This window comes from Butyrivibrio sp. AE2015, assembly GCF_000420825.1.
GTDB lineage: Bacteria > Bacillota > Clostridia > Lachnospirales > Lachnospiraceae > Butyrivibrio.
The window spans coordinates 92,952-112,615 of the sequence record NZ_ATVR01000006.1 but is presented as its reverse complement, the minus strand read 5'-3'; the positions used below and the strand labels follow the sequence as shown (position 1 = coordinate 112,615).

Genomic DNA, 19,664 nt, shown 5'->3' with positions numbered 1-19,664 from the left:
AGTATCTTATGGGGGAAGAGTTAAATTATATTGTTCTTACATGCAATGGTGGTAAAAACGGATACATTGCCGAAGATATAGATACGCATATTCAGGTTCACGGGTACGATTACTACAAAACTGTAGAGAAACTCAAAGACCTGGTTAAAGAGCTAAAAAAGGGAGCATAACACTTACGTGTTGCTCCCTTTAATTATTACTATTGCAGCTGCCAAAATAAGCATTGCTGCTATTGTTATAGGTACTAGCGAATCTAATGAGATTTCTTCACTGCCTTCTTCCACAGCTTTGCTTGCATTTTCAAGTTCAGAAGTACCCTTGGCGCTGAGTTTTAGGAAGGAGCCCAGGTCAATACTCCCCTCGCTTGTCCTCATATTCATAGCCACAGCTAAAGGATCATTAACATCTGCTACCGGTGCCTCAAGGGATTCAAACCAGTCATCTTCAATTATTACATCATCAGCATTTCTTGACTGTTTTCTTATCCAGAAGAAATTATTATTTCTATAGATATCCTCGTTATTCTGAGTCCCTTCAGGCGTTATCTTTTCATCAACATCCTTGTTCTCAGTCCTATAGGAAATAAGCCCGTCCACATAATAATCTGTATCTTGTGTGCTATTCGTGTAAAGAGCCACATTGTTAGCACCATTGTTAAAAGACTTGCAGTCATATATCTGAATATCCGGGCCGGAGTTAGAATCGATTCCCTTTGCTTTGTTTCCCCAGGCAACAGAGTTTATCAGCATATGCTGGCCAGGCATATTGGACCCACCCATTTTGAATCCATTGCCATTTCCCTGTTCTGATCCATCAAGTCCATATCCATTGGAAAAGGCTACACAATTCTGAATCGTGACCTTTCCAATGATGCCTGTTTCAACTTTAGCAAACAGATCCCAGCCATCATCAGCATTATTATAAGATATACACTCATTAAATACATTTCGATCACCAACGGTCAGCTTGGCAGCAAAACCATCAGCATCCTCAAAACCTGAGTCTGCATTACCATATGAAATGCAATTAGTAATAAGATTGTCACAGGGCCACTTCTCATAACTGTCGCTGTTTAAAAATCTACTTATCTGAATGCCGGTATTACCATTTTTATAAGCATACACATCTTCCAAAATATTGCTGCTTCCGGAAACCTGTATTCCCTTTTTCCCATTACCTGAATGAGTGCAGTCAATTCCTTTAACATGCCAGTAGTCACCGGCAAAAACAAAGCCGGCACAAGCACTGTTAAAATCAAATATCGCCCTTCCACCTTCAGACATCATATTTATAGGAGCATCTTCAGTTCCATTGATTCCCCTATACACAGTTACTGTCTCATCGAGACTGTATTCTCCTGCTTGCAGAACAATTGTCTGGCCCGGTTTAACATATTTAACAGCGGTATAAATATCTACTTCATTTCCTGTGCTTCCATCTCCCTCAGGTGTACCATCCGGTGAAACATATATACTATCATCGTTATTTATAGTTTCATATTTCACTGCATAATTAAATTCTTTCGTCTCATATGACGAAAGACGCTTATATTCATCATTATCAGGTAAATAATCCTCTAAAGGCGTTACAGAAACTTTAAAGGAATTAATACCCTCCTTAAGCATTGTTTCAATGCCTACTGTCTCACCTGCAATTACTTCCTGTTCATCAAGCAGCTTTTCTCCGTATGAGTTTGTAACAGTAAGGTACCCGTCAGCATTGCCTACATACTCTAACAAATATAGATCAGAATTTGCATATGGGGCTGAAACAACTTTGTAATCAGGATTTACATAGGTGATAGGCCTCTCTTCTGCCGGCGCATCATTTTTAGGATCAGTAACGGAAATATCTATATCACTAAAAGTTGCTGTCACGGTGCGGGCAGCAAAAAATCCTACGTAGACATTTTCTTCATCCAGCTGCTCTAGTGCCTCTGGATCATAGAATTTTTGTGTGCAAAAAACATTATCTTTATTATCGAGGTAGCTTAAAAAATATCCGGTGTTATTTTTCTGAATACGCAATCTAACCTCAGATTTTGAATCATCGATAGTGTTTTGAGCGCCAGTTTGCTCATTTTCCCAAAGATTGTATACTCCTGATCCCTTTCTCGCGCAGGAATTCTCAAGAGTGTACATGGTTGATGAAAAGAACTGATTGACCGTAGCTGTATCATTTGATTCAAATAAAGAAAGATTTTCTTTAGTAACACCTTTTTTCTCCTGTGCACCAAGGCCATCCTTCATTGTTATTCTCTCAAAATTTCCATCATTTACAACTTCACCCTTCAAGGGGTCAAAATAATATTCGACTTTAGTCCCCATAACCATGTATGAGTTGTTCCAAAAAACGCTATTGTCCCCATGTTCCCCCACTCTGTCTGCAGCCATAAGCCCAAAGCCTTCCTGCCCATTAGTAAAGGTCCAGGAATCAACTTTTACTGTTGCTGTAAGAGTAAAATTCTTATCAGCAGGAATTGGGATATAATAAAAAGAAAGACCATCCGTACTGGCCGGAACAATCTTTCCTTTCCCATTTAGGCTCCATACAGTAACAGAACCATCGTCATTTAGTTTAAATCCTGAATCTTCTTTACCTGAAACTCCCTGTCCAAAGGTCGAAAAATTCCATTCAGCCAGGCTTTCTTCTGTCTTTGCATAAGAAACATTACCCGGCTGAACAAGATTACTTACAGTTAGACAAAGTATAAATATTAGTGCAAAAAGTTTTCTTTTCATAGTGTATAGTTTATACGAAGAACCCGGTCCTGTGACCCCTGTTTAGAAAACTATAATAATAATTTATTTCTTTTTTACCAGTAGTTCACTTCTTAAATTCCTCTGAATAATACGGTAAAATTATGCACTCTCCTGCAACAATTGAATCCGCATCTTCAAGGTTGTTTATTCCACATACCTCTCTTATATAAGATGTATGATCTCTGTAATCTTCAGTAATATATTCATCAGCAAGACTCTCCAGAGTGTCTCCCGAATGTACCGTAACAGATGTGTAGTATTTATATTTAACCGCTTCAGAACGAGCTTCTGTCACAAGTGTAGATGCGATAAATGCGGCTATCACAGCCAGTATTGCTATAACCGCTCCCAACAAAAAACGTTGTCTTCTTACTATTTTCAGTCTTCTTTTCTTATTCTCTGCTATTCTGATTTCCCTATAAGTCATATATGCCTGATCCATAACAAATCCCTCCTTAAACACACTGATCTCTACCAATTTCAAGTACTAAGTTAAAGTTCTTATTTCTGATGGTATTATAATTACAGATGTGCAGAGTTATAAAAAGTACAGTACATTTTATTGGACTTCTACGGTATTTTTCTGGTTATAACAAAAATTTTATAATCTGTTCGATTGAAACATTCGTTCGATAGATGTATTATAAAAATACCCAACATATGTTCGGAACATATATTCGATTCTGAAGTAAGGATATGCCTATGAACAATAATTTCAAGATCATAGAACCGGATGATCGCTGTTATCTCATCATAGATCTCAAGAGCTTTTTTGCCAGCGTGGAATGCGTGGACAGAGGGTTAGACCCCATGACTACGCTCCTTGCCGTCGCAGACAAGGACAGGAGCAAGAGCACTATATGCCTTGCCATCACCCCGGCGATGAAAGCCCTTGGAATTAAAAACCGCTGCAGGATCCATGAGATTCCCAAGCACCTGGACTATATAATCGCAACTCCCAGAATGAAGAGATATATCGATATTTCTGCCGACATCTACGAGATATATCTCAGTTATGTTTCAAAGGACGACATACATGTATATTCCATCGATGAATCTTTTCTTGATGTAACACACTACCTTGGGCTCTATGGGTTATCCGCCCACGATCTGGCCCTTAAGATAATGAATGACATAAAAGAAAAGCTGGGACTTAGGGCTACCTGCGGTATCGGTACTAATCTGTACCTCGCCAAGGTAGCCCTTGATATCCTTGCTAAACATTCGCCGGATTTCATTGCCGAATTAAACGAAGACACTTTTAAACAGCGACTATGGACCCATCGCCCGCTAACAGACTTTTGGAGAATCGGCCCCGGGACACAGCGACACCTCAATTCTCTTGGTATGTACACCCAAAAAGACATAGCTCACTTTCCGGAAAATATCCTGTACAAGCAGTTCGGCGTTAATGCAGAATACATCATTGACCATGCCTGGGGGCGGGAGTCCTGCACAATGCAGGATATAAAAAACTACCAGTCCCGGTCCAAATCTTTATCCTGCGGACAGGTGCTTATGCGGGATTATAGCTTTGATGAAGCGCTGATCATCGTAAAGGAAATGGCTGATGAGCTCTCGCTTGATATGACAGCCGCCCATGTAGTGAGCAACAACATCTCGCTTTTCATCGGATACAGCGCCGAGACTTTTCCTCCCACCGGAGTAAGCGCCACTTTGCAGGTAACAACCAACTCTTACAGAATACTTATGGATGCATTTGTGCAGCTTTATACCAGGTCAGCCATGCGAGATGTGCCCATAAGACGGGTAAATGTCAGTGCCAATTCTGTCCTGGACGAATGCTTTGAGCAATACAGCTTTTTTGTTGATCCATCTGTAATGGAGAAAGACAGAAAGGTCCTCCAATCAGTAAATGAAATCAAGGACCGCTACGGTAAAAATTCTGTGATCAAGGGTATGGATCTGTACGACGCTGGCACCTCCATACAAAGAAATGTCCAGATTGGAGGCCACAAAGCCGGATTTTAACTAAAAGGAGGTAGCCATGCCAAGAGCAGACAGAGCAAGCCAGTTCCTGCCTTTTGCCGCCCTGAAGGGCTTTGAAGAAGCACTTAGAGAACGCGAGAAAAAAGAGATAAAAAAAGTCACACTTACAAATGGAACTTTAGACAATCAGGAACATGAGGAGCATGAGATTTTTATTATGAGTAAGATTATAAATGAAGTAGATGTGATCTGCGAACACAAGTCAGATGGCAGCATAATCCCACTTAAGTTCCGATTTATGAACGAGGACGGAGAATATGACACCTTCACCGTTAAGGGGTATCGCGAGTCCAAAAGAAAAAGCACCTATACAACAGCAGATGGGATCTACGCCACCGATTCCACCACCATATTTGAATGTATGATCACTGTCTTGGGAATGAAAAGAGTTGTAAAACTCTACTACGATCCCAGAACTAACACAACGTGGCGACTTGCAATCTGAAGTCCATTAAAATATAGCATTTTTTGAATTGTTTTAGATGCATATTGATAAGCAAATTTTGTCTGGTAGATGTATATTATTATTTGAGAATGTATTTTTGGCTTTTTAAGGAGGGCGAAATGAAAATAATAAGTGTTACAGATCCAGAGTTTACTAACTATGGACGAATCATTGAGGGGTACGAAGAAGAAAAGAAACAGATCATGGAAGCTTTAGGTGCCAACACACCAATACCTGAGGGAACTGAATATGTTGCTGAGGAAAAGGTTCTTCAGGAACTTGAAGCTTCAGCTAAGATGACAAACACACTCTTTGGTGGATCACCAATGCAGTACGGATGGTGCAATGGTCACAACACAAAGCTCAATTGCCTTGAGTATCATCGTTCAAGCGAGATCAATCTCGGCGCAACAGATTTTATTCTCCTTTTAGCAAAAAGAGAAGAGATCTCCGATTATAAGCTGGATTCAAGCAAAGTTAAGGCTTTCCTCGTTCCAAAGGGAGTAATGGTAGAGGTATATGCAACAGCTCTCCACTACGCTCCATGTCAGGCTCATAAGGACTCTGGATTCCAGGTTCTTGTTGGTCTTCCACAGGGCACAAATGTTGGTAAGCCTGAGTACACAGCTGTAAACCAGGAAGATAAGCTTCTTAGAGCTACCAATAAATGGCTCCTTGCTCATGCAGATTCAAAAGAAGCAAAGGACGGAGCATGGATCGGCATAACTGGTGAAAACATCGATATTGCCGGAGACATTCAGTAAAATCCTTGCATATTCATTAGCAAAATAAAAACTGAGCAGCCACAACAGACTGCTCAGTTTTTTATTTTGCTAGAATTTCATTCATACTTCCGGTTCTATAACCTTTAAGATCAAGAGATACATAATTAAATCCATACTCTTTAAATGTACTATATACAGCATTCCTGAAATCCGGTTCCATAAAACGATCGAAATCTTCAGGAAGGACCTCGATCCTAGCAACATCTGTGCCATGGATCCTGACTCTGAACTGCTTAAATCCAGCATCTAAAAGGTACTGCTCTGCTTTATCTACCATGCTAAGCTTTTTATCTGAAATAAGCTCTCCATACGGAAAACGACTGGCAAGACAGGCAAAAGAAGCTTTTTCAGCGGTAGGAATCCCTAAATATGCAGACATTATCCTTATTTCCTGTTTAGTGAAACCTATTTTTCTCAATGGGCTTAATATACCAAGTTCAGCAATCGCTCTGTGGCCCGGCCTGTAATCTCCCATGTCATCGAGGTTTGATCCCTCGACCACACTTGTTATTCCATGCCTTTTAGCTTCTTCCTGAAATTTCTCAAAAAGCCTCCTTTTGCAGTGATAGCACCTGTCAGGCGGATTATCTGAAAAGCCCTCTATTGAAAAAACATCAGCTTCAACAACAAAATGCTCTACTCCGAGTTCTTTACAATAATCTGTAGCTTCATGAAGTTCTCTTTTTGGAAAAAGACAGGATGAAGCAGTAAGTGCAATAACATTTTCTCCAAGCGCAGCGCTGGCCGCATACAAAAGGAAAGTGGAATCAACACCACTAGAATATGCTACTGCAACAGTCCCCAGACTTTTTAAATAATCCTTAAGCTGACTGTACTTGCCCAAAAGTTCCTCGCTTGGAGCGTCAAAATGTGCCTGTGTCATAAAATCCTCTTATTTTTACTGTAATACAAGCTTATCCCATGAGTCTGAAGGAATAAGTCCAATATAGGTCTTTCCCTTATTTATTGAAAGTTCCTGTCCATCAGAGCTATAGTAATGCGTCATGCCTGTTTCGCTGGCCTTTGACCACATTATAGGTATAACCTTGCCATTAGTTATATAGTAACCTTTATCTGAACCAATAACGTTATATGTAAGATATCCGTTCTTATCAAGCTGCTTGAAAGATACGTTCTGTAAAATAACGTTCTTGAATGTCATAGCCTGTCCATCTTCTGCATCCTGATGCAAAGCACCATACTCATAGTAATCATAGGTTCTGGTCTCAGGATTAAATACAAGCTGGCTCTTATTATGAGCAAAAGCCCCAGACATATCTACAGTTCCAGCAACTACATCACTTGGAAGCTCTGTATCCGCTTCGTTAAATAAAAAGTGTGTGCTCCTCTCCATCTGCATATTGTAGGTAGTTGAAATACCACTTTTTGCAAATCTGTTCACGAGCTCTGAACCAAAGACATACTCAGTGTACTCTGTGGGCTTTCCATTCTTTATTCTGCTAAATCCGCCACTGATGTGCTCAGCATAAGGCTGTGCAAGATAGGATTTAATGTAAAATGGACCCCCGTCATGGATCAAAACAGCATTGTATTCATCAGCTATCATGATGTTAGTTGTTCTGGTGCTTCTGATGCTTCCAGTCTGCTGAAGATTAGCCCAGTCCTTGTAGAGACACATAAGTCTTGTAATGCGTCCATTAGCTGTACTGTTCATCATCTCATAAACCACATCAGCCTCTGCTGTTCCATAATGAGAAAGAGCCTTCTTTTCATTATCTACCATGATTGCGACAGGTCTCTGACCAGCAATAGCATCATCCACCTCAAGTCCTGTAAGCTCTGAAGTTCCCGCATAAACAGTGGTTGACAGAGTCAGCGCCCCAATAATACCAGCAAAAACAGCTACAACATTTTTTAATTTCATAACATTCCCCTCTTAGATTAAAATTTTTTTAATGTATCAGATAACTTACCACAGGACAATACAACAAGCCTTTGTGTTGCACGTGACATAGCCGTATACAGGCAATGTCTTCCCAGTTCTTTGTCCGGATAAGATTCCTGGTCCACATCAGCGAGAATAACATTGTCAAATTCAAGCCCCTTTGCCAATGATAACTCCATTAAAACAGCTCCGCTTGATGGAAGAGCATCCTGCTCAGATATGATCTTTATATCTAAACCTTTCAATGACGCACTGATTTTTTCAAGAGAATAAGCATTTCTACAGATAACAGCCGTTATGCCATCTTTTTTGCCAAACTCATTTATGTGTGCCTCTAGTTCCGAATAGTATTCAGCTTCTGAACTGCATTCTTTTACAATTGTCTTTTCACCGGGCCTCTTAACAGAAGAGACTGACATCTTTTTCTCTGCAGGTAACAAAGATGAAAACATCTCTGTGATCTCCGGAGAACTTCTATAGCTTGTCATAAGCGGTAGTTCCACGAATTCTTTGTCGTCTTTTTCTGCCATTTCTTTTATTTCGGCAAAAGAGATCGTGCCTTCGCGAATTGACTGGTATTCATCTCCAAGTAACATAAAACGTGCATTTGGGAAGAATTTTCTAAATACCATCATTTGCGCCATGGTATAATCCTGCACTTCATCGATCATCACATAACGCATATTTCTGTCACATTCACCTGTGAGCTCCATCTTGGTATACAACCATTCAGCCGCTGTAATATGCGATGTTCCAAGAATACGCTGGGCTATATGCATAACATTGATAAAACTGCATTTTTTGATGGTTCGAATAGCTCCGCCAAAGTCATTTTCCAGACGATTATTATCTGCATTTTCTGACTTTGCAACACTGTCGGACTCATTATCAACGTAATTATCAGAGTTTTTCAGTATATTTTTAGCTCTTTCCAAAAGCTCATCAGATGCAATCTGGAAAAGTCGAACGCCCATAGGAAACTGGCTAAATCTGTTAATAACAGAAAGTACATCTTTTTTGGGCATCACCATGGTTTCTTTTTGAGTTATATCAAAAAAGTCGTCCACTTCCGGTGTAAGTGTTGGCAATGTATCATGGATCTTTTTGAGGTTCTCTGCCTCTGTGTAGTCGTAGTCGTTATCAATAAACGGAACGCTCACCATATCAAGGAACTCATGCCATGTTATGGTAAGTGGATTGGACTCACCCAGATCCGGAAGGACATTGTCAATATAGTCGCGGAACACCGGATTTAAGGTCATAAGGCATACCTGATCAGGGCGAAGTGTCTTTCTCTTTTGGTAAAAGAGATATGCTATTCTCTGAAGCAAAACAGAAGTTTTTCCACTTCCCGCAATTCCATTTACTAAAAGAACAGGAACATCAGGATATCTGATGACGGTATTCTGCTCTTTCTGAATAGTTGAAGTAATTGCCTGCATCTTGTCTGATCGTATCTGTGATAAGGACTGCAGGAGCATAGGATCTTCAATAGCAATCTGAGTGTCAAAATAAGAAAGAAGCTTATCTTTCTTTAAGTCAAACTGCCTGCGAAGCTTTAGATCAACAGGAATCTTCCTGTCCTCAACAGTATAGTGAGTGTTTCCCATTTCCTGATTATAGTAAACTTCGGCAATAGGAGATCTCCAATCAACAACCATCTGATCATAACCATTCTCAGATATAGCCGCTCTTCCAATGTAGTAGCTTTCAGGCTCCTCAGATGGATCAAACTGAAGCTCTATCTTGGCAAAATAAGGGGATTCAAGCAGTTTGTTCACTGTATCCAAACGCTTTCCCAACGAGGAACTCTCTACGTTATAGGTATCAATATAGCGATTCCATACCTCAATCTCCGCAAGAGTTTCCATTGTTGTCTCGATATCTGCATAATCAAAACGGATATTATCGCGTATATCATTCTTATCATCCACTGCCTTTTCATCAAGCGCAGCTATCTGATCCTCAAGTTTTTTCTTCATTTCCAAGAGCTTATCATAAACTAATGTCAGATGCTCCTGTTCTTTAATAAGTATTTCTTTTTCCATAAATATCACCTTAAAATTACAAAAAAGTCGCTGGTATCTTTTAAGTATACCATAGAAAAAATCAGACCGGAAACTAACGATTCCGGTCTGAAAAAATCACATATGATAATTAAGTAAAAACTGCTTTGTTCGCTCATTCTGAGGATTATCAATTACCTGGGATGGACTGCCCTTTTCAGCAATAACGCCCTCATCCATGAAAATAATCTCATCAGAGACTTCTTTTGCAAATTCTATCTCATGGGTAACAATTACCATTGTCGTTTCTTGCTGTGCAAGCTCTCTTATAACCTTAAGAACTTCTCCTGTCAGTTCCGGATCAAGCGCAGATGTAGGTTCATCAAAACAGAGAATATCAGGCTTTAATGCAAGAGCTCTCGCTATAGCAACTCTCTGCTGCTGTCCACCGGAGAGCTGATGGGGATAATTGTCCATTCTGTCTAGCAATCCCATCTTACTTAGAATTGCCTTTCCTTCCACTAGCAGCTCTGTCTTGTCTTTTTCAGGTTTAAGTATCCCCGGAGCAAGGGTAACATTTTCAAGAGCTGTATACTGAGGGAAAAGATTGAACTGCTGAAAAACCATGCCAAAATGAAGTCTTTTCTCTCTAAGTTCCTTATCGCTGGAAACAGGATTTTTGCCATCAAATAAAAGCTCTCCATTTACGCTGATAGTACCACTATCCGGTGTTTCAAGGAAATTGAGGCACCTTAAAAGAGTAGTTTTTCCGCTTCCTGACCTCCCAAGTATCGAGAGTGTCTTTCCTTTTTCAAGATCAAAGCTTATACCCTTTAGTATTTCTATATTATCAAAGCTTTTTGTTATATCTTTTACTTCAAGTATTGCCATAATATGCACCGCCTAACGATCACTTAAAATAATCCAGTTTCTTTTCAATATATCCGAAAAGAAGTGTCAAAAGTCCGCTGAATATCAGATAGAATACCCCTGTATAGAACAAAGGCCAAATGATCCCGCTACTTTTGATAAAGCGTTCTCCTTCCCAAATAATCTCGTAGAACGCAATAACCCTGGCTAGAGAAGTGTCTTTTACCAGGGTAATAACTTCATTGGATATAGGTGGCACAATTCTTTTTACTACCTGTAAGAGTATTATCTTAAAAAATGTCTGCTTTCTTGTAAGACCGAGAACTGCTGCAGCCTCTCGCTGTCCCTTTGGAATAGACTGAATCCCGCCCCTGAATATTTCGCTAAAATAACATGCGTAATTGAATACAAAGGCTACCAGAGCAGCCAAAAATCTTCCCGTTGATCCTGATCCCCAGAGGTTATTCCCAAAGAAAATCCCCGGGCCATAAAAAATAACAAGAAGCTGTAACATAAGAGGCGTACCTCTGACTACCCATATAATGAACCTGATGGGCAGTCTTATAAACGCACGTCTGCTCATTGAGCCAAAACTTATCAAAAGTCCCAGCGGCAATGAGAAAACAAGCGTAAGAATGAAGAGTTTTAACGTGCCTAAAAATCCCTCAATAAGGGATAATGTAACTGTTGAAAACATATATAGATATTCCTTTGATATTACTGCTCTACAAGTGCATCCTGCACTCCGTATTTTGTAGCAATTTCCTTCATGGTGCCGTTAGCATACAGCGTCTTCATCTCATCATTGATAAATGCTGTAAGATCTGAATCTTTTCTGCATCCAATTCCATATTCCTCTGTTGTAAGCTCAACAGTGTGTGTGAGTTCTGCATATCCTGTGCCTTCACCAACCATTGCTCCTGCCATCAAAAGATCGATAATGCAGGCATCTGATGTTCCAGCTGCAACTTCCATAACAGCATCAGCCTGAGACTTTAAAGCTGTTGTATTGAAATTGTTTTCTCTTGCTGCAGCCTCTCCGGCAGAACCAGATTCAACAGCAAATGTAAGGTCAGACAAAGATTCCAGTGTGCTGTATTTATCAGCATCTTCAGCCTTAACAACTACAACCTGTGCATTGTTGCAATATGCATTAGTACAATTCATTGAGCTTGTAACTTCAGGTGTAAGTGTCATACCATTCCATACGACATCAATTGACTTGTTGTTGAGCTCAAGAAGCTTGTTATCCCAATCGATCTCTACAAACTCTGCCTCTACACCGAGAGCTTTTGCAATCTCTTTTGCCATATCGGCATCAAATCCGATCCACTCTCCGTTGTCGTTTTTATAATCCATAGGCGCAAAGTCCGTGATACCAACAATAAGTTTCCCTTTTCCCTTAATATACTCAAGATCGCTCTCTGTAGATACGCTCTCTTTAGCACTTTCTGCATTTTCTGTAGCAGCTGCCTGTCCGCAAGCTGTAAACATCATAACTGTAGTTAAAGCCATAAGCACAGATACAAATTTCTTTTTCATTATGTCTCCTCTTTCAATTAACATTTTAATCTGCTTTTACTTTACCACATTATCATACTAAACTGTCCGTGTAAAGAAGACTTTTAAAAAAAGAATATTTTTTTGTTACTCCACGTTCTTAAGAGCCTCGCTCATCGGAATATTACCTATCTTTCGATACTCTATAATGGCTGTCACAGCGTACGTAATTATTCCCATCAAAAACATTTTTACATAAACTGTCGGGTCAAGCCATATTATCATCCAGCCGCTCATCATCTGCTTTAGCATCGCCCTAAATATACCAACCATGACATAGGACAGGATCGGATATGAGATCAATAGTGACAACACTACAACAATTGCCGTTGGCAGAATATATAGGAGAGCTATTTCTTTTCTGGAATATCCAAGTATTTTTACCATGGATATAGATTGTACATTGCGCTCAATAATAAGTTTGGATAAAAGGTACATAAGGACAATAAAAAGAATGATTGAAAACCCATCAACCATATACATGAGATTACCCATGGATATCATAAGCTGCCTTGATACTCTTGTAAGAGATTCTTCATCAATAGTTGTTCCAATGTACTTACTATCAATATCTGTTATCTCACTGTCCGAGAAATATCCGGAGAAATAGTCTTCTCCAAGGCCCATAGTTTCATTTAGGTGTTTCTTGCTCATAAATACCGCAATTCCACCGTCATAATCGTAGGTACCGGTAATCTTAAACCCATAATATTTGTCTTCGTAAGGTTCTTTAAGTGTTATGACATCCCCTGCCTTTAGCCCATATTTATCCTCATAGGCCGATGATATAAGCACAGTCTTATCATCGAGATTAGCATCTATGTAACTGCTGTCATCTACAACGCCATACAAAGTCACATCTTCGACTCTCGCGCCCTTTTCACCTATTGTTTTCAGGTTATATGCTGAAAACTTCTCGGCATCTGAATTGTTCGTCGTAATCTTATTCTCATAAAAAATATAAGAAAAGGCTGCAGAAAGCTGGTCATCAGTATCTATGGCACCTGCCGGCACCTGAAAAATATAAATATGCTTTGCAAGCATACTCTCTGTAACAATTCCCTGGAAATGCACAAGTAAAGGAGGCAGCATCATTCCAAAAAACAGGAGCAAATTTGCAAAAAGAAGACCTATGAAAAGAGTGATATAACTGCTTTTATTCTGGATTAGGATCCTTATCCTGAATCTGTCAAAAAATTTTATGGACTTATTAAGCCTTATGGAGTTAAGTCTTCTTTTTCCTGAAATATCCCTTCTGATAAGTTTAAGTGGGCTGAGAGAAAGCTTTTTTCTCAATATCACATAAGTGATGACAAGCATTATTGCCAGTGGTATCAGGGTTGTCTTAAAAAAAGCCTCTGCACTCCATATGGTCACATATGTAGGAAGTGAATAGCTTCCGTAGTACATACTTACGCATACATTCTTAAACACAGTATATCCAAGGATATTGCCTATAACGGCAGAAAAGCATGTCACAATAACCGGCATTTTCATGTAGTGCCCTATAAGCTCATTTATTGTGTAGCCTGATGCCCGGAGAGTCCCAATAACGCAGGCCTCTTTATGTATTGTATTGTTTATTGTGATTCCAAAAACAAAGGCTGTAATGATTATGATTATATAAAGAAGAACCTCCATCATAGCCTTATCACCAACAATATCTTCACCTGTAAAAGTGATTGCCTGATTTAAATACCTTGGGATAAAACTTTCCAATGATACTTTTTGGGCTATTGCTTCCATGAGGTCATCTGATACTTCTTTTTCTTCGATTTCCGTCTCAGGTTCATTATCATAAATCCATGAGTAATTGTATCTAATGCCCTCATCCAGATAATCATTAAACTGCGTTTTGTCTACGACTGCGACTCCAAAGGCTGATGCATCAAACATCATGTCATTGTTACTGTAAAAAAGTGCGCTGTAGTCAGAAAGCGCTATATACCCAACTATTTTGTAGGGGATATCTTCTGAGACCAGTTCATCTCCTACTAAGAGTCCGTTATTCTCTGCATACATCCTATCTATGGCTATTTCATTTTTAGCCTTTGGAAGTCTTCCTTCCATCACGCAGACCTTATCTATTTCTTCTCTGTTTGAATATATCCTTATGGTCGTATCATTGCTGAATTCTTTTTCTATATAGAAGTTCTCATATAAAGAGACTCCTCTTTTCTCAATCCACTCCTTCTGAGCATCAGTAAGCTCTTCTTCAGTCCTGAAATTGCCGTTTTCTACGGTGTAGCTTTCAAAACTGTCGTTATAAGCCTTGATCATGCTCTCTCCTGCCACAAGAAATCCTGATACAAATCCAATTGAAAGAACCAGGAGCACAAAAATTACAAAATATTTACCTATATCGCTTTTAAGCTCTCTAAAGAGCCTTTTATTTAATGGATTCTTCATGAAACGCCTCTTACCAGTCAAGTTCTTCTGCTTTCTGCTTTACTTCATTTCTATAGCTTTTTCTTATTACGCCATCTCTTAGCTTAACCACAAAATCTGCCATGTTCTTGATGGCATCATTATGAGTTACCATGATCACAGTATTCCCGTATTTCTGATTTACTTCTTCTATCAGGGCCAGGATTTCTTTTGACGTCTTATAATCAAGAGCTCCTGTGGGCTCATCGCAAAGAAGAATGTCGGGATTTTTTACAATAGCCCTTCCTATAGCGCATCTTTGCTGCTGTCCACCAGAGAGCTGGCTTGGAAGCTTATTCTGATGATCGGTCAGCCCCAAGACATCAAGCAGCTCATCTATATCAAGGGGATTCTTAGACAGATATGCCCCCACTTCAATGTTCTCTCTTACATTCAGATTTGGTATAAGATTGTACATCTGAAAAATATATCCCAAATGTTCCCTTCTATAATTTGTAAGAGCCTTCTCGTCCATATCAGACATACTCTTTTCGCGGATTATTATCTTACCTGAATCCGCATTATCTATTCCTCCGATTATATTAAGTAAAGTGGACTTTCCTGACCCGGATGGCCCAAGAAGTACAACAAATTCGCCCTTTTCAATGCTAAGGCTTATATCTTTTAGAACTTCTATCCTGCTTTCATTTTCTCCATAGGACTTTTTAATGTTTTGTAATTCCAATTGCATATTTCATTACCTTCTTTTTTGATAACTAATGTAGATAGCTGTGTTGTATTATGTTAGCTACCGCTAACCTTAATACATAGAATATTCCTAATAAAATTCCTTGTCAATAAATTGGTGCTGTACAAATATCGAATAAAGTAATATAATTTTATGTTATAATATTGTAAACAATTTAAATTATCATCTAAAAAGGAGACACTATGTTTTTCAATATATCGATAATACTGATAACTCTTCTGTACATCGTCATTTTAGAGTTATCCAAAAACGTCCTTGCAGGATGGGCCGTTGCAATCATCGCTGCAGTACTGATGATCGCACTAAAAAACACGATCAGGGAAAAAATAACAAATAAAGCACTTTCTACTTGCCTCATGTGGCTCATCTTCATAGCCATTCTGGTGCTCAACTACAAATTTACAGCTCCTCCATTCAAGAGAGTTCCTGCGGTTGACAACAAAAATCCCGAGATCACAGAAGAAATAACAATAGATCAGGGCGTCTTGACGGGCGTATACAATGCAGACAGATCAGTAAAAGTTTACGCAGGTATTCCTTACGCAGCGCCTCCTGTAGGTGATCTGCGCTTTAAAGAGCCACAGGCGGCGCTACCCTGGGATGGCGTACTTGCGTGTGATCACTTTGGTCCTATGGCTATGCAGCCGAGAAGTTCAGCTCTCTATGATTCTCTTTCCCACATTCTTGGCTGGAATGACTACCGCGTAAAATTCGGAGATGAATATCGCGAAGAAATGAGCGAAGACTGCCTTTATCTTAATGTCTTTTCACCGGAAAAGAAATCTGACGAGCTTCTGCCTGTCATATTCTATATTCACGGCGGATCTCTCACCACCGGTCAGCCTTCCTACACAGAATATCGCGGAGAAGATCTGGCTAAAAAAGGTGTAGTCTTCGTTAACTGCGCATATCGCCTTGGTGTTTTTGGTTATTATGCCTCTGATGATCTAAAGGCTGAGTCTCCAAATGGCACAACCGGTAACTACGGTCTTTTAGATCAGATAGCAGCTCTTAAGTGGGTACGTGATAATATCGAAGCTTTCGGAGGAGATCCAAACAGAATAACAATTGCAGGCGAATCTGCAGGTGCTTCCAGTGTTAACGCTATTTGCGTATCACCACTTACAGATGGATTATTCAACTACGCAATCGCTGAGTCCAGTGGAATTGTGGCCAAAAAGCCTTTCCATACCTTCAGATCCTACGATGAAGCTGTAGAACAGGGCAATATTGTAAAGGAAGAATTCTCTGTTTCCTCTTCTGCTGAGTTAAGAAACATACCTGCCGAAAAGCTCGTTAAGACTTCAGCTAACAATTCAGCCATGACACTTGACGGCTACGCTATAACAGAAATGCCTTATCTTACATACGAAAAAGGTGAAAATCATGAAAAAGCTCTTTTAAACGGCTTTAATGTGAAAGAAGCTGATGCATTTATGCTTGGAACAAAAGCAACCAAAGACAACTATGTTGAACTTCTTGCAGAGGATCTCGGAAGCTATGCCCAGGAAATGGCTGATGTGCTCCCATATGACGCCGTTGAAAGAGATGAATATATTATTATCGACAAAAAAGGTGAAGCAAAAGGGTCTCTAAATGCCGCATACAGCGCAATGTGGTTCACTTATTCCCACTATGTATGGACGAATTACATGGTGCAGCAAAATAAGCCGGTTTACGAATATTATTTCACAAAAACTAACAGCCGAATTTCTAATCATCACGCAGGAGAACTGCCCTACGCTTACGGAAATCTTCACAGACATGCCGGAAATTATGATGAAAGCGATTTTGAGCTTTCTGAGATAATGCAAAACTACTGGGTAAACTTTGTGAAAACCGGAAATCCTAATGGAGAAGGGCTTCCCGAGTGGCCTTTAGTAACTGCTGACACCCAGCTTCTTTTACAATTAGATAGTAAAATAGGGCCCATTGAGGACCCCAATTTACCGCTTTATAAGGTTATTGACCATTACATGGAAAGTCAGGAATAATGCTTAATCTTCAAGCTTCATTCCCATATTAAATGCAACAGGGAACATGAATTTTTTCCTGGTCTTGTCATCAAATTCAACAACAAACTTTGTTGGGATCTCATCTTCGTCCCAATCAACATCGATGATTGTACCGGCGCCATATTTAGTCTGGGCTACACGGTCACCTATAACAAGATTAGAAGGCACATTTTCTAAGGAAAGTGGAGCCTTCTTTTGCTTTAGGTAGGAAATTGGCTTTTTAAGCTCGTTGCCTACCTTCTTCTTACTCTTTTTTACAGGTACTTCCTGCTCTTCGTTGGCCCATTTTTCCTTAGGACATAGCTCACCAACAAATACAGACGGCTTGTCTTTATATTTAAATATGATCAGTTTATCTTTTGCCCTGGTCACTCCGACGTAGAATATGCGCCTCTCTTCCTCGTTTTCTCTTTTCTCCTCAGGAGTTGCCGTAGCAAAAGACTTGATGATCCTTCCTGGGAATACACCATTTACCACGTCCATCAGAATAACTGTGTCATACTCAAGCCCCTTGCTTGAATGAATCGTCGAAAGAATAAGCTTACTTCTATAGTTCTCCTTTTTCTGAGTAAGAGTATTTTTCAGCTCCTGAAGTCTGTCCAGGAATCCTGCTATAGTACTTTCATTTTTGGCGAGCATTTTCAGGGTAAACAGCTTATTATCATCTATATTATTGTCCTTTAGATACTCTCCATAGCCCATGAACTTTTGAATCCTGCCTATTGCTTTTGCAGGTGTTTCCTGAGACATATGCATAAAATGAGTTCTGAGAGATCTTACATTCCCAAGTATACGCTTGTTTATGTCAATCTCCTCAACTGCATCGAGAATACCACAATGCCTTCTGTCCGCAATATCGCACATTAAAAGGGCATCCTGCTTTCGAAGGAAAGTCTGAAACTTGAAATATATTTTTAAGAAAAGCTCAGGATCCATTGGATTTAGCGCAAATTTGAGCATGTTCTCGACATCCACAACTACTCTGTGGCTAAAAAAGGCCATATCAGAGCTCTTTATCCTATAATCAACATTCTCCCTCTCCAATATATCTACAAGAGGCAAAATACACTCATTATCTCTATAAAGAACCGCTGTCTGCACGGAAATATTCCTGGCAATATCCAAAAGAAAGCTATACTGGGATTCTCTGCTGTTTAAAGTGATATAGCTTATATCAGCCCCTTCATCCCTAGTTGCTGTCATGTGCTTTTTGTGTCTGTTAAAGTTTTTCTGAATAAATTTATCAGCTGTCTCAACAATCTTTGCATTTGATCTGTAATTTTTGTCCATTACAAGGACTTTTGCACCCACATGCTCTTTTTCAAAGTTTAAAAGAGCTTCAGGATATGCGGCTCTGAATCCATATATGCTCTGGTCCTCATCTCCAACCATGAACAGATTCCCGCTGTTTCCGGCCAAAAGAGCTATGATCATATGCTGGATCTTGGATGTATCCTGCGCTTCATCAACACAGATATATCTGTACTTATCGCGGTAAAACTTTAGTAGATCAGGCGAACTTTTGAGCATCCTATAAGCATATATCATCTGATCATCATAATCCATCAGGCTCCTTGCTTTAAGCTCCTTATTATATGCTTCATAGATCTTCAGTAATTCCAAGCCCTCATCTTTTCCGAGTTTTTCTATGGCGTCTTTATCAAGACACATATTTTTACAATAAGTTATAAGTGTCCTTACAGCCTTGATATCACTCTCTGTAGGATAATCCTTCATTACATTAACATAAATATCCGTCAGGATTTTTCCGGATATCTTTTCATCTGTTATAAGTTCAAAAGATGTTTTGCCTATAAGCCTCGCATAATGGCTGATTATCTTGGCGCAGATTCCGTTTATAGTACGAAACTCAAGATTTCTTGCAGCGTCTTCTCCAAAGACCTTAACAAATCTTTCCGCCATATCCCTTGTTGCTGCAACTGTATACGTAAGTGTAAGTATATTTTCAGCAGCTACCTCTTTTACCAAAAGCATATATCCAAGCCTGTGGACAAGAACCGTAGTCTTTCCGCTTCCCGGAACTGCCAGCAGGAGTACGGGCCCTTCCACGGTTTTTACTGCTTCGAGCTGCTGTTTATTAAGTTTAGCCGTATATTTTTCAAAAAAGTAATTCTCATTCATGGTGTCTACTATACAATAATAATCGCA

The 19,664-nt window shown here is 39.6% G+C and carries 16 protein-coding genes; 5 read left to right on the top strand and 11 right to left on the bottom strand.

The genetic code is table 11. The annotated features are described in order from the left end of the window. Nucleotides 1-8 precede the first annotated feature (8 nt). Nucleotides 9-170: a hypothetical protein gene (locus tag G585_RS19475; RefSeq protein WP_022773426.1), complete on the top strand. Its 162-nt coding sequence runs from the start codon at nucleotides 9-11 to the stop codon at nucleotides 168-170. Nucleotides 171-173: 3 nt separating this feature from the next. On the opposite strand, the gene G585_RS17165 is transcribed toward G585_RS19475, so the two are convergent. Together G585_RS17165 and G585_RS18760 are read right to left on the bottom strand one after the other, a co-directional pair. Then, entirely contained in the window at nucleotides 174-2,741 is a 2,568-nt protein-coding gene (locus G585_RS17165; protein ID WP_022773425.1) for a right-handed parallel beta-helix repeat-containing protein, read from the bottom strand. Between the two features lie 85 nt (nucleotides 2,742-2,826). After that, a complete protein-coding gene (locus G585_RS18760) occupies nucleotides 2,827-3,204 on the bottom strand; it encodes a peptidoglycan-binding protein (RefSeq protein ID WP_022773423.1) in 378 nt (125 codons plus the stop codon). Between the two features lie 260 nt (nucleotides 3,205-3,464). Between G585_RS18760 and G585_RS0105025 the strand changes: the two genes are divergently transcribed. The 3 genes from G585_RS0105025 (at nucleotide 3,465) to G585_RS0105015 (ending at nucleotide 5,981) form a co-directional block, all read left to right on the top strand. Beyond that, nucleotides 3,465-4,754, top strand: coding sequence for a Y-family DNA polymerase (locus tag G585_RS0105025; RefSeq protein WP_022773422.1), 1,290 nt, complete (start codon nucleotides 3,465-3,467; stop codon nucleotides 4,752-4,754). A 16-nt stretch (nucleotides 4,755-4,770) separates the two neighbouring features. Continuing rightward, entirely contained in the window at nucleotides 4,771-5,217 is a 447-nt protein-coding gene (locus G585_RS19860) for a hypothetical protein (RefSeq protein ID WP_034481271.1), read from the top strand. Between the two features lie 119 nt (nucleotides 5,218-5,336). Further along, on the top strand, nucleotides 5,337-5,981 hold the full coding sequence (locus G585_RS0105015) for a DUF4867 family protein (protein ID WP_022773420.1): 645 nt from the start codon (nucleotides 5,337-5,339) through the stop codon (nucleotides 5,979-5,981). Nucleotides 5,982-6,042: 61 nt separating this feature from the next. Here the strand turns inward: G585_RS0105015 and larE are convergent, their stop codons facing one another. The 8 genes from larE to G585_RS0104975 all read right to left on the bottom strand — a co-directional run bounded on the left by larE (nucleotide 6,043) and on the right by G585_RS0104975 (nucleotide 15,462). Next, nucleotides 6,043-6,885 carry an ATP-dependent sacrificial sulfur transferase LarE gene (gene larE / locus G585_RS0105010; protein WP_022773417.1) on the bottom strand — a complete coding sequence of 281 codons (843 nt, stop codon included), beginning with the start codon at nucleotides 6,883-6,885 and terminating at the stop codon, nucleotides 6,043-6,045. A gap of 15 nt (nucleotides 6,886-6,900) precedes the next feature. Then, entirely contained in the window at nucleotides 6,901-7,887 is a 987-nt protein-coding gene (locus G585_RS0105005) for a DUF3048 domain-containing protein (protein ID WP_022773415.1), read from the bottom strand. 17 nt (nucleotides 7,888-7,904) lie between these two features. After that, nucleotides 7,905-9,956 (bottom strand): HelD family protein, encoded by a 2,052-nt coding sequence (locus tag G585_RS0105000; RefSeq protein WP_022773414.1) that lies wholly within the window; start codon nucleotides 9,954-9,956, stop codon nucleotides 7,905-7,907. Nucleotides 9,957-10,052: 96 nt separating this feature from the next. Continuing rightward, entirely contained in the window at nucleotides 10,053-10,805 is a 753-nt protein-coding gene (locus G585_RS0104995) for an amino acid ABC transporter ATP-binding protein (protein WP_022773412.1), read from the bottom strand. Nucleotides 10,806-10,824: 19 nt separating this feature from the next. Further along, nucleotides 10,825-11,481, bottom strand: a complete 657-nt coding sequence (locus tag G585_RS0104990; RefSeq protein ID WP_022773411.1) for an amino acid ABC transporter permease — start codon at nucleotides 11,479-11,481, stop codon at nucleotides 10,825-10,827. Nucleotides 11,482-11,501: 20 nt separating this feature from the next. Further along, entirely contained in the window at nucleotides 11,502-12,326 is an 825-nt protein-coding gene (locus G585_RS0104985; protein ID WP_026663789.1) for a transporter substrate-binding domain-containing protein, read from the bottom strand. 105 nt (nucleotides 12,327-12,431) lie between these two features. Continuing rightward, nucleotides 12,432-14,753 carry an ABC transporter permease gene (locus G585_RS0104980; protein WP_022773409.1) on the bottom strand — a complete coding sequence of 774 codons (2,322 nt, stop codon included), beginning with the start codon at nucleotides 14,751-14,753 and terminating at the stop codon, nucleotides 12,432-12,434. 10 nt (nucleotides 14,754-14,763) lie between these two features. Next, nucleotides 14,764-15,462: an ABC transporter ATP-binding protein gene (locus tag G585_RS0104975; protein WP_022773408.1), complete on the bottom strand. Its 699-nt coding sequence runs from the start codon at nucleotides 15,460-15,462 to the stop codon at nucleotides 14,764-14,766. 200 nt (nucleotides 15,463-15,662) lie between these two features. On the opposite strand from G585_RS0104975, the gene G585_RS0104970 reads away from it, so the two are divergent. After that, nucleotides 15,663-17,474 (top strand): carboxylesterase/lipase family protein, encoded by a 1,812-nt coding sequence (locus G585_RS0104970; RefSeq protein ID WP_022773407.1) that lies wholly within the window; start codon nucleotides 15,663-15,665, stop codon nucleotides 17,472-17,474. Nucleotides 17,475-17,477: 3 nt separating this feature from the next. Here the strand turns inward: G585_RS0104970 and G585_RS0104965 are convergent, their stop codons facing one another. Next, nucleotides 17,478-19,637, bottom strand: coding sequence for an ATP-dependent helicase (locus G585_RS0104965; RefSeq protein ID WP_022773405.1), 2,160 nt, complete (start codon nucleotides 19,635-19,637; stop codon nucleotides 17,478-17,480). Nucleotides 19,638-19,664: the final 27 nt, after the last annotated feature.